11 protein-coding genes are annotated in these 15,741 nt (G+C 74.2%); 5 read left to right on the forward strand and 6 right to left on the reverse strand.

Annotated elements, in window-relative coordinates:
- Positions 1-5: 5 nt before the first annotated feature.
- On the reverse strand, positions 6-1,751 hold the full coding sequence (gene treZ / locus AB0950_RS13565) for a malto-oligosyltrehalose trehalohydrolase (protein ID WP_360570495.1): 1,746 nt from the start codon (positions 1,749-1,751) through the stop codon (positions 6-8).
- A gap of 191 nt (positions 1,752-1,942) precedes the next feature.
- Between treZ and AB0950_RS13570 the strand changes: the two genes are divergently transcribed.
- Positions 1,943-2,494, forward strand: coding sequence for a DUF1707 and FHA domain-containing protein (locus tag AB0950_RS13570; RefSeq protein WP_360147653.1), 552 nt, complete (start codon positions 1,943-1,945; stop codon positions 2,492-2,494).
- Between the two features lie 108 nt (positions 2,495-2,602).
- On the forward strand, positions 2,603-3,016 hold the full coding sequence (locus tag AB0950_RS13575) for an SSI family serine proteinase inhibitor (protein ID WP_360147650.1): 414 nt from the start codon (positions 2,603-2,605) through the stop codon (positions 3,014-3,016).
- Positions 3,017-3,068: 52 nt separating this feature from the next.
- On the opposite strand, the gene AB0950_RS13580 is transcribed toward AB0950_RS13575, so the two are convergent.
- Complete coding sequence (locus AB0950_RS13580; RefSeq protein WP_360147647.1) at positions 3,069-4,319, reverse strand: M14 family zinc carboxypeptidase; 1,251 nt, start codon at positions 4,317-4,319, stop codon at positions 3,069-3,071.
- A gap of 137 nt (positions 4,320-4,456) precedes the next feature.
- Entirely contained in the window at positions 4,457-5,815 is a 1,359-nt protein-coding gene (locus AB0950_RS13585) for an FAD-dependent oxidoreductase (protein ID WP_366778546.1), read from the reverse strand.
- Positions 5,816-5,902: 87 nt separating this feature from the next.
- Here AB0950_RS13585 and AB0950_RS13590 point away from each other — a divergent pair, with 87 nt between their 5' ends.
- Complete coding sequence (locus tag AB0950_RS13590; RefSeq protein ID WP_366778547.1) at positions 5,903-6,922, forward strand: LysR family transcriptional regulator; 1,020 nt, start codon at positions 5,903-5,905, stop codon at positions 6,920-6,922.
- Positions 6,923-7,403: 481 nt separating this feature from the next.
- Here the strand turns inward: AB0950_RS13590 and treY are convergent, their stop codons facing one another.
- Positions 7,404-9,779, reverse strand: coding sequence for a malto-oligosyltrehalose synthase (treY, locus tag AB0950_RS13595; protein WP_360147641.1), 2,376 nt, complete (start codon positions 9,777-9,779; stop codon positions 7,404-7,406).
- Between the two features lie 154 nt (positions 9,780-9,933).
- Positions 9,934-12,045: a glycogen debranching protein GlgX gene (gene glgX / locus AB0950_RS13600; protein ID WP_366778548.1), complete on the reverse strand. Its 2,112-nt coding sequence runs from the start codon at positions 12,043-12,045 to the stop codon at positions 9,934-9,936.
- A 623-nt stretch (positions 12,046-12,668) separates the two neighbouring features.
- On the opposite strand from glgX, the gene AB0950_RS13605 reads away from it, so the two are divergent.
- A complete protein-coding gene (locus AB0950_RS13605) occupies positions 12,669-13,907 on the forward strand; it encodes an SAV2148 family HEPN domain-containing protein (protein ID WP_366778549.1) in 1,239 nt (412 codons plus the stop codon).
- A gap of 102 nt (positions 13,908-14,009) precedes the next feature.
- Positions 14,010-14,735 (forward strand): 3'-5' exonuclease, encoded by a 726-nt coding sequence (locus AB0950_RS13610; RefSeq protein WP_360147632.1) that lies wholly within the window; start codon positions 14,010-14,012, stop codon positions 14,733-14,735.
- Positions 14,736-14,810: 75 nt separating this feature from the next.
- On the opposite strand, the gene AB0950_RS13615 is transcribed toward AB0950_RS13610, so the two are convergent.
- Positions 14,811-15,674, reverse strand: a complete 864-nt coding sequence (locus AB0950_RS13615; protein WP_366778550.1) for an aminoglycoside phosphotransferase family protein — start codon at positions 15,672-15,674, stop codon at positions 14,811-14,813.
- Positions 15,675-15,741 lie beyond the last annotated feature (67 nt).

Here is a 15,741-nt window from a genome sequence, read left to right on the forward strand (position 1 = left end):
CGGCCTCAGGGCTGCGCCAGCACCACGCAGGACTCCGCGGGCACCTGGAGCAGGCCGTTCTCGTCCGGCGTCGTCACCGGCTCCCATGCGGCCAGGACCACCGCGGGACGGGTGCCGAGCGGGATGGACGCCGGCGCCTTGCCGAGGTTCACCGCCACGCACACGTCACCGCGCCGGAAGGCCAGCCAGCGGGCTTTCTCGTCGTACGCCACCTTGGTGTCGGCCAGGTCCGGATCGGTGAGGTCCGGCTGCTCGCGGCGCAGCGCGATCAGCCTGCGGTACCAGTCCAGCACGCGCGCGTGGGGCGCGCGCTCCGGCTCCGACCAGTCCAGGCAGGACCGCTCGCGGGTCGCCGGGTCCTGCGGGTCCGGTACGTCCTCCTCGGCCCAGCCGTGCGCCGCGAACTCCCGCCGCCGGCCCCGCCGTACCGCCTCGGCCAGCTCGGGGTCGGTGTGGTCGGTGAAGAACTGCCAGGGCGTGCCCGCCGCCCACTCCTCGCCCATGAACAGCATCGGCGTGAACGGCGAGGTCAGCGTGAGCGCGGCCGCGCAGGCCAGCAGGCCGGGGGAGAGGAGGGCGGAGAGCCGGTCGCCCTGGGCGCGGTTGCCGACCTGGTCGTGGGTCTGGCTGTAGCCGACCAGCCGGTGCCCGGCCACCCGCGCGCGGTCCAGCGGCCGGCCGTGGTGCCGCCCGCGGAAGCTGGAGTACGTGCCGTCGTGGAAGTAGCCGCCGGTCAGGGTCTTGGCGAGCGCGGCGAACGGCGCCCGCGCGAAGTCGGCGTAGTAGCCCTGCGACTCACCTGTCAGCGCGGTGTGCAGGGCGTGGTGGAAGTCGTCGTTCCACTGCGCGTGCAGGCCGAGGCCGTGCTTTGCGCGCGGGGTGATGAACCGCGGGTTGTTCAGGTCCGACTCGGCGATGAGGAACAGCGGCCGGCCCAGCTCCTCGGCGAGGCCGTCCACCGCCGCGGACAGCTCCTCCAGGTAGTGCACCGCGCGCGTGTCGTACAGCGCGTGCACCGCGTCCAGGCGCAGCCCGTCGATCCGGTAGTCCCGCAGCCACGCCAGCGCGCTGCCGACGAGGAACGCGCGCACCTCGTCCGAGCCGGGCGCGTCCAGGTTCACCGCCGAGCCCCAGGGCGTGGTGTGGGTGTCGGTGAAGTACGGCCCGAACCGCGGCAGATAGTTGCCGGAAGGCCCCAGATGATTGTGTACGACGTCCAGGACCACCCCGAGCCCCAGCTCGTGCGCCCGGTCGACGAAACGCTTCAGCGCCTCGGGGCCGCCGTACGGTTCGTGCACCGCCCACAGCGACACCCCCTCGTACCCCCAGCCGTGCCGCCCGGGGAACGGGCACAGCGGCATCAACTCCACGTGCGTGACACCCAGTTCCGCGAGATGCTCCAGGCGGGCCGCGGCCGCGTCGAGGGTGCCCTCGGGGGTGTACGTGCCCACGTGCAGCTCGTACAGCACCGCGCCCGGCAGCCCGCGCCCCGCCCACGGCACCCGCCACGCGTACCGTCCGTGGTCCAGCACCGCGCTCAGCCCGTCCGGGCCGTCCGGCTGGCGGCGCGAGCGCGGGTCGGGCAGCACGGGACCGTCGTCCAGGGCGAAGCCGTACCGGGCGCCGTCCGCGGCCTCCGCCTCCCCCGTCCACCAGCCGGCGCGCTCGGGATCGCGCGCCAACGCGCGCGTGCCGCCCTCGCAATGGAGCGTCACTCGGTCTGCCTGCGGTGCCCACACCTCGAACTGCACGGACGGTTCCCCTTCGTCTGTGATCCCTCGCCTGCTCACCGTGATGTCCCGCGTCCCCATCGTGCCCGCCGGAACGATCAATCAGGCGTCGAATCCGTCCTTTCCCGCCGGGTGTCGTGGAAGTACCCGCAGACCGGCGCCGATTCCCCGTTTTCTGGACACCCGGGGTCCACTGCCCGACAATCACCAGCGTGACGTCGTCCTTCGAGTTCTCCACGTACCCCGCGCGGCTGTCCGACGCGGAACGTGACAAGGCGCTGCGGATGCTGCGGGACGGCGCCGCCATGGGCAGGCTCTCGCACGACACGTTCGTGCGCCGCATGGAGCTGGCGCTGGCCGCCCGCCGCGCCGACGAACTGGCCGCCCTCGTCGCCGACCTGCCCCGCGAGAACCGTTTCTCCCGCGCGGTCCTCGGCACCGTCGAGGCCGTCTCCGGGTTCACCGTACGGCTGCGCCGGGCCTGGCAGGCCGAGCGGCTGCCCAAGCTGCTGCTGCCGCACCCCGCGCACACCCACCCGCTGCGCATCGGCCGGGACCCCGCCAACGGGCTGCGCCTGAACCACGAGACGGTCTCCCGCGTGCACGCGGAACTGCGCCGCCAGGGCGGCGTGTGGGTCCTCAGGGACCTCGGCTCCACCAACGGCACCACCGTCAACGGCCGCCGGGTGATCGGCTCGGTCGTGGTCCGCGAGGGCGACCAGGTCGCCTTCGGCCGGGTGGTGTACCGGCTCGCCGCGAGCTGACCGGCGCCGGCCGGCCCTGTCGAACAGGCGCTCCCGCACGCGCGCGTGCCGTCCCGATCGGGTGAGCCGCACTGCGGAACACCGGCCGGCGTGCCGATGCAAGGGGGCATGACGTACATCACCACAGCGGCAGCGGCGGGCGGCGCCCTGCTGGCGGCCGCCGGGCTCCTCACCGCCGGCCCGGCCGCCGCGGCCACCCGCGGCCACGGACACGGCAACTGGCTCTACCTCACCGTCGCCAAGGGCGAAGCCGGCGCGGGCGCCACCCGGGACGCCCTGCTGCTGTGCGGGCCGCCCCGGCGCGACGCGCACTCGGAAGAGGCCTGCGCCGAACTCGCCGCCGCCGACGGAGACATCGGCCGCATCCCGCCCAGGAACGTCTTCTGCCCGATGATCTACGCCCCGGTGACCGCCCGCGCGTACGGCCGCTGGAACGGCCGGCCGGTCGACTTCCAGGAGACCTACGCCAACACGTGCACCATGGAGGCGCGTACGGGCGCGGTGTTCGACCTGGACGGCTGACGGCCAACCGGTCGGGGACGGTGCGCCGGGCGGTGGTGCGGGTCCACGCCGCTCACACCGCCCGCTCGCGGGCCTGCTGGGCCGCCACCAGGACCGTCCGGGACTGGTGCTCCACCTGGTGTTCCAGCGGCACCCAGCGGGCCCGGAAGCGCTCCGCGAAGGCGTCGCACCAGTCGGCCACGAGCTGTTCCAGCCGGGGCGCCGCCCGGTCGTCCGCCTCCCGCAGCACCCGCAGCAGCATCGCCGCCGCGCGCAGCGGCAGCCGCCGTCCGAAGGCGTCCACACTGCCGACGTACGCCATCGTCGTCCCGGCGGGCGGCGTGTGGATCCAGTCCTCGGCGAGCCCCGGGACCAGCTCCAGCGCCCAGCGCGCCGCCCGCAGCAGCGGACCGTCCACGCCGTCGAGGCGGGGCAGCGCCTCGGCGAGGATCCGCTCCACCTCCAGCGAGTCCCGCAGCAGCCGCTTCGCCAGGCGCCGCATCGCCGCCGCCGGCGCCGGGTGCGGCGCCGGGTCGTCGACCAGGTCGCTGGCCCACATCGGCACCTCCACCACGGCCGTCAGACCGCCGTACCGGTGCGCGTGGTACCAGGTGCTGTGCCGTGCGTCGTCCGGCATGCTCGGGTAGGCGGCGCCCGTCTCGGGGCCGGGCATGACATGCACCCCGGGGGCGGCGGCCGGCCAGCCGGCGGCGTCGGAGGCGCCCGTCTCCACCGGGATGTGCAGCTGCGCGGCGGACTTGGCGAACGGCTCGGCGAGCCCGGGCACGTCCCTGGTCAGCTGCACCCAGCTGCCGCCGAGATCGGTGCCGTGCAGGGTGACCTGGAGGTAGGGCCGCAGTTCGTCGATCACCCCGGTCAGCGTCCGGGTCTCGGGCGGCAGCCGGTCCGGCGGCAGCACGGACGGCGACCACTCCGGCTGCTCGGCGCCCGTCGGCCGGTAGAAGCCGAGGTGGTAGTCGAGCAGGCTGCGCGGCGCCGGTGTCACATGCAGGCTCGCGCCGTCCGGATCCGCGCACAGCAGGAAGTGCCAGGAGGTGTCGGCCCGCAACTCGCGCTCCGCGAGGACGCGTTCGGCCAGCACCCGCAGCGTGGAGCCGCCGGCCGGCTCGTTGGCGTGCGCGCCGGCGACCACCAGCACCGCCCGCCGGGCATGCCCGACCGAGAGCAGGTGCAGGGGTCTTCCCGCGCGTGAGACGCCGACCTGCCTGAGCGAGCACAGCCCGGGTTCCTGAGCGGCCAACGCCTGAGCGGAGGCGACCAGTTCGGGAACGGTGGGGTAGCGCAGCTCCGGCAGAAGACTCACCCCCGACTTGTTCCGCCCGGCTTCGCCCTCCCAGTCCCGCACGCTTAAGGTGAACTGTCAAGCATGCGGAGGGGGAGCTCCCGGGAGCGCTCGGGCTCGAGACCCGGGGCGCGGTGCGGGCGGTGCGTGCCGTGCGGTCACTGCTGGTGCAGGCCGCGTCCCGCGAGGGTCAGGAACACCTCGCCCACCGCCTCCGACAGCGTCGGGTGCGCGTGCACGTGCCGGGCCACGTCCGAGGGCTCGGCGTCCCAGCCGACGATCAGCTGGCTCTCGGCGATCATCTCCGACACGTGCGGGCCGACCAGGTGCACGCCGAGCACCTGACCGCCGCCGGCCTCGGCGACGACCTTCACCATGCCGCCCTGGCCGTGCACCATGCCCTTGGCCACGGCGGTCAGCGGCATCGTGTTCACTTCGACCTCGCGCCCACGCGCGCGTGCCTCCGTCTCGCTCAGCCCCACCGAGGCGGTCTGCGGCGCCGAGTACGTCACCCGGGGCACGGCCGCGTAGTCCACCGGGGCCGACGGCAACCCGGCCAGCGTCTCGGCGACCAGCAGCCCCTCCGCGAACGAGGCGTGGGCGAGCCCGAGGGACGGCGGCGGCAGGAGGTCCCCGACGACGTGGACGCCCGGCACGGCCGTCTCCAGCCGGTTCCAGTCCGCCGGTACGACGAACCCCCGCGCGTCCGCCGTAAGCTCGGCCGCGGCCAGGTCCAGGCCCTCGGTGACCGGCGCCCGGCCGACGGCCACCAGCAGCCGCTCCGCCTCCACGGTGCGCACCTCGCCCCGCGCGGTGCGCACACGCGCGCGTACGCCGCCCTCCAGCACCTCCGCGTCCAGCAGCCGGGCGCCCGCCCGCACATCGATCCCGCGCTTCTTCAGACCGCGCGTCAGATGCCGGCTCACCTCGGCGTCCTCCAGCGGAACGATCCGGTCCGCGGCCTCGACCAGGGTGACCTCGGCGCCCATCGACCGGTGGAAGGAGGCGTACTCCACGCCGATCGCGCCGCCGCCCAGCACCAGCACGGACGCCGGCAGGCCCGGCGCGAACAGGGCGTCGTCGCTGGTCACCACGCGCCGCCCGTCGGGCGTGAGGCCGGGGAGCGTGCGCGGGCGCGAGCCGGTGGCGAGCACGATCCCGCGACGGGCGGTGAGGTCGTGCACGCCGGGCGCGGACCGCGGCCGCACGCCGGGCGCGGCATCCGCCGGGATCCCCTCCACGCGCACCGTCCGCGGCCCCGTCAGCCGGGCGCTGCCCCGGACCACCCGCACGCCGGCGTGCGCCAGATGCGCTTCGACGCCCTTGTGGTTGCGCGCCACGATGTCGTCCCGGGTGGCCACCAGCGCCGCCCAGTCGACCGAGTCCAGCGTGGCCTTCACACCCCACCGCTCGCGCGCCTCGGCGATGCCGTCGACCAGCTCGGCGGCGTGCAGGGCGGTGCTGTACCCGCCGGTGCCGCCGCCGATGACGAGGACATCCGCTGTGGTGAGGGTCATGGCACCACCCTGCGCCCCTGCCTTGCCATGAGTCCAAGGCAATGTTCTTGTGGAAGCCATGCAGGATCTTCATGGGAGGACGGGGAGTTGAGCCTGCGGCAGATGGAGTACTTCGTGACGGTCGTGCAGGAGGCGTCGTTCACCCGTGCGGCGGACGTCCTGCGCGTCACACAGCCCGCGCTCTCGCACCAGATCAAGGCCCTGGAGAAGTCGGTCGGCGGCGCCCTGCTGGAGCGCATGCCGCGCGGTGTGCGCCTCACCCCGATGGGGCGCGCCTTCCTTCCGCACGCCGAACTCGCCGTCCGCAGCGCCGCGCAGGCCCGCCGGGCGGCCCGCGCCACCGCCGGCGCCGAGGGCGGCGAACTGCACGTCGCCACCCTGCACTCCCTCGCCGTCGGCGTCCTGCCCGACGTCTTCGCCCGCTGGCGCGCGGCCCGTCCCCGCGTCCTGCTGCGGCTGCACGAGTATGCCACCGCCGAGGCCCTGGAGGAGGCCGTGCAGCGCGGCACCGCCGACCTCGCCTTCGGCCCGGTGCCCGCCGACCCGCCCGGCACCGTCGTACCGGTCGGGGACGAGGAGCTGGTCCTGGTGGTGCCGTTCGACGACCGCCTCGCGGGCCGTACGACGGTCAGGCTGCCCGAGCTCGCGGACCGGGCCTGGGTCCGCTGCGCGCTGGAACCCGTCGTCCACGGCGAGCGGTTCCTCGACTGGGCCTGCGGCAAGGCCGGGTTCCGGCCGCGGACCGCCGTGTGGACCGAGCACACCTCGACGGCCGTGCGGATGGCCGCCGCCGGGGTCGGGGTGTGCGTGGCGTCGGCCGACGTCGTGCGCGGCGCGGTGGGCGAGGACTGCGCCATCCTCACCCCCGACCCGGCCTGGAAGCGCCCCCTGGCCGTCTACGCGCGCGTGAGGCCCACCGGCGCCGCCGAGGCCTTCATGGACCTCCTGCGCACCACATGGCCCACCCCGGGAGCACCACCCGGCCGCCGGGCCGCGCCCATCCACCGCCACGAAGACCACGGGCCCGACGACCCGCCTCGTCCGCCAGAGCACGGGGCCGACGACCGGCCTCGCCCGCAAGAGCCGCTGCCTGCGTCGCTGCGCTGAGGTCGCGTCCATCCGCCGGCCCGAAGCGCACGGGACCGGCGACCAACCTGGCCCGCTAGAGCAGGGGACCGACGTCCCGCCCCGCTCGCGCGAGCCGCTGCCCGCGTCGCTGTGCTGAGGCCGCGCCCACCCGCCCCGCCCGCAAGAGGACGGGACCGACGACCAACCCGGCCCACAAGAGCACGGGCCCGACCACCCGCCCCGCCCGCACGAGCCGTTCCCTGCGTCGCTGCGCTGAGGCCGCGCCCATCCGCCGGCCCAAAGAGGACGGGCCGACGATCCCCCCGGCCCGCTAGAGCACGGGGTCGACGTCCCGGCCCGCCCGCACGCGCCGTTCCTCGTGTCGCTGTGCTGAGCCCGCGCCCATCCGCCGGCCGGAAGTGCACGGGTCCGACGACCAACCCGGCCCACAAGAGCACGGGCCCGACCACCCGCCCCGCCCGCCCGCTCCGCCCGCCCGCGCCGCTGCGCTGAGCCCCGTTCACTCCTCCCCGGCTCGCTCCAGCAGTGCCACCGGCCGCCGGTCGAAGAGGTCTGCCAGAGGTGTGTCGCCGGTGAACTGGCGGTCGGGGGTGAGGACGTCCGTCCAGCGGCCGGGCGGCAGGGTGAGGCGGGTGTTCTGCCAGCCGCCCGTCTCCGCGAGCCGGAGGGAGAGCCGGGTCACCGCCGTGACCACCTCGCCGGAGCGCGTGAACGCCACACAGTGCCCGGCCGCCGGGCCCTCGGCGGTGAGCGGGTCGTAGGACGCGGACGCGCCGAAGGCGCCGGGGCGCCGGGCGCGCAGCCGCAGGGCCGCCGCCGTCAGCGCGTCCTTCTCGCCGGGCACCTCGGGCGGGAGGGGCACCGGGCGCCGGTTGTCCGGGTCCACCAGCGCCCGGTACTCGCCCTCCGTGCCCTGGTACAGGTCCGGCACGCCCGGCATCGTCAGATGGACCAGGGCGGTGCCGAGCACGTTGGCCCGGATGTGCGGCTCCAGCGCCTTGCGGAACGCGGCCACGCGCTCGCCGGGCGGCCCGCACGGCCCGGCCGCGACGAACGCCGCCACCGCCTCCTCGTACGGCGGTTCCTGCTCCGTCCAGCTGGTGTACATGCCCGCCTCGCGCGCGTGCTTCAGCAGCGCCTGCTGCACCCGCTCCTCCTCGGCGGGCCCCAGCCCGAACACCGTCTGCCAGGCCGCCCAGGCCAGCTGCCCGTCCGGCACGCCCACGCCCTCCTCGGGCCGGTTCACCTCGGCCAGCAGCTCCGCCCACCGGTCGGGGCACTCGGTGAGCACGGCCAGCGCGGCGCGCACGTCGGCGCTGCGCTTGGTGTCGTGCGTGGAGACCACCGTGCCGGTGTCCGGCCAGTCGCGCTGCACGCGCGCGCAGTACGCGTGGAAGTCCTCCGGCGACACCCCCGGCCGCCCCGGGTCCCCGCCCACCTCGGTCGCCGACAGCAGCGGCACGTAGCGGTAGAACGCGGTGTCCTCCACCGACTTGGCGCGCAGCGCCGACGCGGTCTGCGCGAACCGGGTGCGGAACTCCACCCGGCCGGCGTGGTCCGGCGCCGACGGGTCGCCGGGCGGCTCGACGAGCAGCCGGCGCACGACGTCGACGGCGTCCGCCTCCTCGGGGACCACGAAGGCGAGCCGGGCCTCCTCGGCGGCCTCCTCGGTGACGACGGAGGCCGCGTCGGTGGAGGCGTACGGCCGGTAGACCCGCATCCGCACCAGCAGCTCCTCCACGGCCGTGCGCAGCGCCCAGGGCGCCCGGTCGCGCAGGTCCAGGTCGGGGGAGGTCGCGCAGAGCCGGGTGGCCGCCCGGGTGAGCCGGTCGGTCTCGGTGGCCAGCTCGTGCGTGAGCACCTTGTAGGCGGCGCGCCGTACCGTCGCCTCCCAGTTGCCGCCCCGGTCCGTCTGCGGCGCCGCGAACGCCCGGTAGCGGCCCAGCAGTTCGTACGCCCCGGTCTGGTCGGTGAACAGGCCGTCGATCTGCCGCAGGGCGTCGTAGCCGGTGGTGCCCGCGACGGGCCAGGACGCCGGGAGCCGTTCGCCGTCGGCGAGGATCTTCTCCACCACCGTCCAGCGCCCGCCGGTCGCCTCGTGCAGCCGCGCGAGGTAGGCGTCGGGGTCGGCGAGCCCGTCGGGATGGTCGACGCGCAGTCCGTCGAGCACGCCCTCGTGCAGCAGCTGCAGGATCTTGGCGTGGGTGGCCTCGAACACCTCCGGATCCTCCACGCGCACCCCGATCAGCTCCGAGATGCTGAAGAACCGCCGGTAGTTCAGCTCGGTACGGGCCAGCCGCCACCACACCGGCCGGTACCACTGGGCGTCCAGCAGCTCCGGCAGCGGCAGGCCGGCGGTGCCCGCGCGCAGCGGGAAGGCGTGCTCGTGGTAGCGCAGCACGTCACCGTCGACCACGAGGTGCTCCAGCTGCGAGCCGAGCGGGCCGCCGAGCACCGGCAGCAGCACCTGCCCGCTCTGCGCCTCCCAGTCGATGTCGAACCAGCGCGCGTACGGCGAGCCGGGCCCCTCCCGCAGCACCTCCCACAGGGCGTGGTTGTGCCGGGGCGCCATGGCCATGTGGTTCGGCACGATGTCGGCCACCAGGCCGAGACCGTGCTCGCGGGCGGTGCGGGCCAGCGACCGCAGGCCCTCCTCGCCGCCCAGTTCCTCGCGCACGCGCGCGTGGTCCACCACGTCGTAGCCGTGCGGGGAGCCGGGCACGGCCTGAAGGACGGGCGAGAGATGCAGATGCGAGACGCCGAGCGACGCCAGGTACGGTACGGCCGCCGCGGCGGCCGCGAACGGGAACGCGGGCTGGAGCTGCAGCCGGTAGGTGGCGGTGGGCACTGCCGGTCCGGGTCGGGCGGAAGTCATGGAAACCTACGTACCCAGCCGGCCGCCTTTCGTGTCATCGCCGCCTGAACGGACGCACCCTCGCCCATCCGGCCCACCGGGAGAAAACGACCGCCACGCGCGCGTACCGGGCAGGCAGCCCCGCCGGGCGGGACTGCCTGCCGCGCGGCCGGGGTCACGTCGGCCGTTGCAGCACCGTCAGGCTGCGGTCCGGCAGGGTGAGCCGGTCGCCGGCCCCGACCTTCGGCCCGGACCCCGGCGGCACCCCGTCCGGACGGGCCGTGTCGACCACCACCTGCCACTGCCGGCCGTGGTTGACCGGCACCAGGAAGTCCAGCGGCTGCGGGGAGGCGTTGAACATCAGCAGGAAGGAGTCGTCGGTGATGCGTTCCCCGCGCGCACCGGGCTCGGAGATCGCGTTGCCGTTGAGGAACACCGTCAGCGCGGACGCCGGCGCCGAGTCCCAGTCGCGCTGGGTCATCTCGGTGCCCTCCGGGGTGAACCAGGCGATGTCGGACAGATCGTCGTGGGTGCCCTCCACCGGACGGCCGTGGAAGAACCGGCGCCGGCGCAGGACCGGGTGGTCCCGCCGCAGCCACACCATCGCGCGCGTGAACTCCAGCAGGTCGCCGTCCGAGGGCTCCGGCCAGTGCAGCCAGGACACCTCGTTGTCCTGGCAGTACGCGTTGTTGTTGCCGCGCTGGGTGCGGGCGAACTCGTCGCCGTGGCTGATCATCGGCACGCCCTGGGACAGCATCAGCGTGGCGATGAAGTTCCGCATCTGCCGGGCGCGCAGCGCGAGTACGCCGGGGTCGTCGGTCTCGCCCTCGGCCCCGCAGTTCCAGGACCGGTTGTGGCTCTCCCCGTCCCGGTTGTCCTCGCCGTTGGCCGCGTTGTGCTTGTCGTTGTACGAGACGAGATCGTGCAGGGTGAAGCCGTCGTGGCAGGTGACGAAGTTGATCGAGGCGAGCGGGCGGCGGCCGTCGTCCTGGTAGAGGTCCGAGGAGCCGGTCAACCGCGAGGCGAACTCCGCGAGCGCCCGCGGCTCGCCCCGCCACAGGTCGCGCACCGTGTCCCGGTACTTGCCGTTCCACTCGGTCCACAGCGGCGGGAAATTGCCCACCTGGTAGCCGCCCTCGCCCACGTCCCACGGCTCGGCGATCAGCTTCACCTGCGAGACCACCGGGTCCTGCTGCACCAGGTCGAAGAACGACGACAGCCGGTCGACCTCGTGGAACTGCCGGGCCAGGGTCGCCGCGAGGTCGAACCGGAACCCGTCGACGTGCATCTCGGTGACCCAGTACCGCAGCGAGTCCATGATCAGCTGCAGCACGTGCGGGGACCGCATCAGCAGCGAGTTCCCGGTGCCCGTGGTGTCCATGTAGTACCGCCGGTCGTCCATGAGCCGGTAGTACGACGGGTTGTCGATGCCCTTGAAGGACAGCGTCGGGCCCAGATGGTTGCCCTCGGCGGTGTGGTTGTAGACGACGTCCAGGATGACCTCGATCCCGGCCTCGTGCAGCGCCCGGACCGCCGACTTGAACTCCAGCACCTGCTGCCCGCGGTCGCCCCAGGAGGCGTAGGCGTTGTGCGGCGCGAAGAACCCGATCGTGTTGTAGCCCCAGTAATTGCTCAGGCCCATGTCGACCAGCCGGTGGTCGTTCACGAACTGGTGGACGGGCATCAGCTCCAGAGCCGTCACCCCGAGCTTGGTCAGGTGTTCGATGACCGCGGGGTGCGCGAGCGCCGCGTACGTGCCCCGCAGCTCCTCGGGCAGACCCGGGTGGCGCATGGTCAGGCCCTTGACGTGCGCCTCGTAGATCACCGTGTGGTGGTACTCGGTGCGCGGCGGCCGGTCGTCGCCCCAGTCGAAGTACGGGTTGATCACCACCGACGCCATGGTGTGCGGCGCCGAGTCCAGGTCGTTGCGGCTGTCCGGGGAGCCGAAGTGATAGCCGTACACCTCCTCGCCCCAGCGGATCGAGCCGCTGACCGCCTTCGCGTACGGGTCGAGCAGCAGCTTGGCTGAGTTGCAGCGCAGCCCGCGCCCGGGGTCGTACGGGCCGTGCACCCGGAACCCGTACCGCTGCCCCGGCATCACGCCCGGCACGTACGCGTGCCGCACGAACGCGTCGCTCTCGCGGAGTTCCACCGCCGTCTCCGAGCCGTCGTCGTGCAGCAGACACAGCTCTACTCGGTCCGCGGCCTCCGTGAAGACCGCGAAGTTGGTTCCGGCGCCGTCATAGGTGGCGCCGAGCGGATACGCCTCTCCAGGCCAGACCTGCATGGCTACGACTCTCCCAGGTGTGCCGCCGCCCCGGGGCCGCCTTGGCCCCCGAGTCTCCCCGAATTGACGGAACCTCCGTGACTTCTTACCCACCGACCGGCGCACACGGCGACTCCGGTACCCGCTGTGGGCCGCATCAGTGGGGGTCGTGTGCATTCCCGTGAACCCGCGGGGAGCGCGGGAGGCTGGGCGTGACACAGCGCACCGCTGCCGGGCGCGTCAGCGGCAGCTGCGGCCCCCGCGTCGGCGGCCGCCGTCACCCGGCCGACGCCTCCGGCGTGGGCGAGAGACGGCGGCATGAGCGCCGGAGGCGGCTCGGCCGGGGCCGGGCCGTTCACTCCCCGGTCCGGGTGAACGCCGTCGTCGTGGGGAACGGGGACCGGCGGCCCGCCCCGGTGCACCGGCAGGGCTTCGCGCGCGGGCCGCCGCGGGACGTGACGGCTATGAATCCGCTCACTCCACGTGAGCTCCCACGGCAGAACGGCCACTGAGGGCCGAGCAGTTGAGGAAAACAGTTGAGAAACCGACCTGTCCATCCGGCTGCACCGCCCACCGCTCGCGGAGTACCCTTCCTTGATCGTTGAGACTGGGAAAGGCCCGGGGGAGCGGAAGGCGGTGCACGGGTGGGCTCGGGAGGCCTGGAGCTGCCCCCTGGTGACGAGGGTCACGAGGGGAACTCCACAGACGTCCCGCCCGGCGCGGTGTCCCTGGCCCGCCCGATGGACGCGGGGTCCATCGGGCCGGAGCTGGACTGGGACGCCGACGCCTGGCGCGAGGTGCGCACCCGCGCCCAGCGGGCCGGCCGGGCCTACATCTGGCTGAACCTCGTCGAACAGCGGCTGCGCGCGGTCGTCGCCGCCGTGCTGCGCCCCATCTACGAGCCCGTCCACGGGGACGACTGGGTGGTCGCCGCGGCCGGTCCGGCCGGGCAGGAGTGGGTGCAGCGGGCGGTCGCCGTCCGTGAAGTCAGCCGCCGCAAGGGCTACTTGCTCGACCCGGCCGACGACAACGTGCTCAGCTTCCTCACCCTGCCGCAGCTGCGCGAGCTGATGGTGCAGCACTGGCCCTGCTTCGAGCCGTACTTCGACGAGCGCCGCGACCTCGAACTCGCCCTGGACGAGCTGGAGGTGACCCGCAACGTCGTCTCCCGCAACCGTGCGCTGTCCGAGGCGGTCCTCGGCCAGGCCGAGCGGGCCTCCGCCCGGCTGCTGGAGATGCTCGGCGCCGGCGGCGACGTGCCCTCCGCGCGCCGGCTGCCCGTGGACGCGGTCGAGGACCTGGTCGGCGACCGGTACGCCGACGTCGTCGCCGTCCACCCCGACCGGGTGCGGCTGCTGCGGCAGTTCCCGGCCGAGGACATCTTCGGCGGCGCCCGCCGTGTCGACGCCATCGGCATCGGCCTCAACCTGCTGGTGCAGAACTTCTCCGGCCGCCGCCTGGTCCGGCTCGCCGAGTCCGGCTGCCGGGTACGGCTGCTCTTCCTCAACCCGGCCTCCAGCTCGGTCAAGCGCCGCGAACGCGAACTCGGGATGAAACGGGGCGAACTGAGCCGGTCCGTCGAGATGAACATCCTGCACATGCGCCGGGTGCGCTCCCGGCTGCGCGACCCGGGCGCCTTCGAGATCCAGGTCTACGACGAGACGCCGCGCTTCACCGCCTACCTGGTGGACGGCGACGGCGCCGACGGCATCGCCGTGGTGCAGTCCTACCTGCGCGGGGCGCGCGGGATGGAGTCGCCGGTGCTGGTACTGCGCAACGGCAGCAAGCTGGTCAAGTCGGACGACACGGGCGAAGCGGGGCTCTTCCCGACATACCGCGAGGAGTTCGAGGCGGCCTGGGCGGATTCGCGCCCGGTGTCCTGAACTGTCCACCGGTGCAAGCGGAACGCGATCCTCTGATTGTCAGTGCCGCGTGCGAGGGTGGAGGCCACTGGGGGAACGCACCACCAAGAAGGGGGGCCGCCCATGGGCTGGCACCAGGAGCTGCTGATCGGCTTCGACCTGGAGACGACCGGGACCGATCCGCGCGAGGCACGCATCGTCACCGGCGCGGTGATCGAGGTCAGGGCCGGTGAGCCCATGGGCCGCAGGGAATGGCTGGCCGATCCGGGCGTGGAGATCCCGGCCGACGCGGTCGCGGTGCACGGCATCAGCACCGCGCGGGCGACGGCCGAGGGCCACCCGGCCGACCGGGTGGCCGACTCCATCGCTGACACCCTGGTGGGCTACTGGAGGACGGGCGTCCCGGTCGTCGCCTACAACGCGGCCTTCGACCTCACCCTGCTCTCCGCCGAACTCCGGCGGCACGCCCTGCCGTCCCTCGCCGACCGCCTGGGCGGCCTGGCCCCCGCCCCGGTCATCGACCCCTACACCATCGACCGCTGGGTCGACCGCTACCGCCGCGGCAAGCGGAACCTGGAAGCGGTCTGCGCCGAGTACGGCATCACCCTCGACGCCGCCCACACGGCCCCCGCCGACGCCCTGGCCGCGGCGCGGCTCGCGTCCGCGATAGCCGACCGCCACCCGAAGATCGCGTCCCTGCCGCCGGCCGACCTCCATCGCCGGCAGATCGAGTGGTACGCGCAGTGGGCGGCGGACTTCCAGGCGTTCCTGCGGAGCAAGGGGGACGCGGGCGCGGTGGTGGACGCGGCGTGGCCCCTGCGGGAACCGGCCGAGAGCCAGCCCGCGTAGGCCGGGGGCACTGCCGGCCGCGGCCGTCGTACCGGCGCGGCTGCGGGCAGGGTGCCGGGCAACGCCGGAGCACCGTCAGAACGGGTACCAGCGGACGGTCTCGTCCCCGCCCCGCAGCGACCCCACCCGTCGCCGGAACTCCGCCAGCGCCTTCGGATTGCTCGGCGCGTGCTGAGCCACCCAGGCGCAACTCGCCGTCTCCCGGGCGCCGCGCAGCACCGCACAGCCCTCCCACTCCCGCACGTCCCACCCGTACGTCTCGACAAAGGAGTCGTACGCCTCGTCGGGCAGCCCGTACCGGTCGCGGGAGAGCGCCATGACCACCAGGTCGTGTTCGCGCAGGTCGGCGGAGAAGGTCTCCAGGTCGACCAGGACCGGGCCGTCCGGTCCGACGTGCACATTGCGGGGCAGCGCGTCGCCGTGGATCGGGCCCGGCGGCAGATGGGGCGTCAGCGCGGCCGCTTGCGCCGCGAACCCGTCCCGGCGCGCCCGGAGGTAGGCCGCGTCCTCGGGGTCGATCGCGTCGCCCGCCAGCCGCAGCCACCGCTCCACGCCGCCCAGCAGTTCGCGGGGCGGCAAGGCGAAAGGAGGAGAAGGAAGTGCGTGCACCATGCGCAGCAGCTGGGCCAGATCGCGCGGCTCGGCGGGCCGCACCGGGTCCGGCAGCCGGTGCCACACCGTCACCGGGTGGCCCTCGACCAGCCGCGGCTTCGGCTCGGCGGGCCGGACCGCCGGCACGCCCGCCTCGGCGAGCCAGCCGGCGGTCTCCACCTCGCGCCGGGCCCGCTCCAGCAACTCGGCGTCCCGGCCCACCTTCACCACGAGGTCACCGGCGGCGAACACCGCGTTCTCGCCGAGGGCGAGCAGCGCCGCGTCCCCGACCGGCCCCGACACCACCCCCGCCGCGGCCAGCACGCCCCGCGCCCGCACCTCGTCCATCCCGCCGCCTCCCACCGTCCCGCTGCGCTGTACGCCGTACCCGGCCAGTCTCGCATTCGCCCAGGTG

This window comes from Streptomyces sp. NPDC007189 (assembly GCF_040703635.1).
Classification (GTDB): domain Bacteria; phylum Actinomycetota; class Actinomycetes; order Streptomycetales; family Streptomycetaceae; genus Streptomyces.

What these genes read in the sequence shown, in the direction of transcription:
- AB0950_RS13575 (WP_360147650.1), top strand. Translation starts at nt 2,603, where the DNA reads ATGACGTACATCACCACAGCGGCAGCGGCGGGCGGCGCCCTGCTGGCG.
- AB0950_RS13585 (WP_366778546.1), bottom strand. Translation starts at nt 5,815, where the DNA reads ATGACCCTCACCACAGCGGATGTCCTCGTCATCGGCGGCGGCACCGGC.
- treY (WP_360147641.1), bottom strand. Translation starts at nt 9,779, where the DNA reads ATGACTTCCGCCCGACCCGGACCGGCAGTGCCCACCGCCACCTACCGG.
- glgX (WP_366778548.1), bottom strand. Translation starts at nt 12,045, where the DNA reads ATGCAGGTCTGGCCTGGAGAGGCGTATCCGCTCGGCGCCACCTATGAC.
- AB0950_RS13610 (WP_360147632.1), top strand. Translation starts at nt 14,010, where the DNA reads ATGGGCTGGCACCAGGAGCTGCTGATCGGCTTCGACCTGGAGACGACC.
- AB0950_RS13615 (WP_366778550.1), bottom strand. Translation starts at nt 15,674, where the DNA reads ATGGACGAGGTGCGGGCGCGGGGCGTGCTGGCCGCGGCGGGGGTGGTG.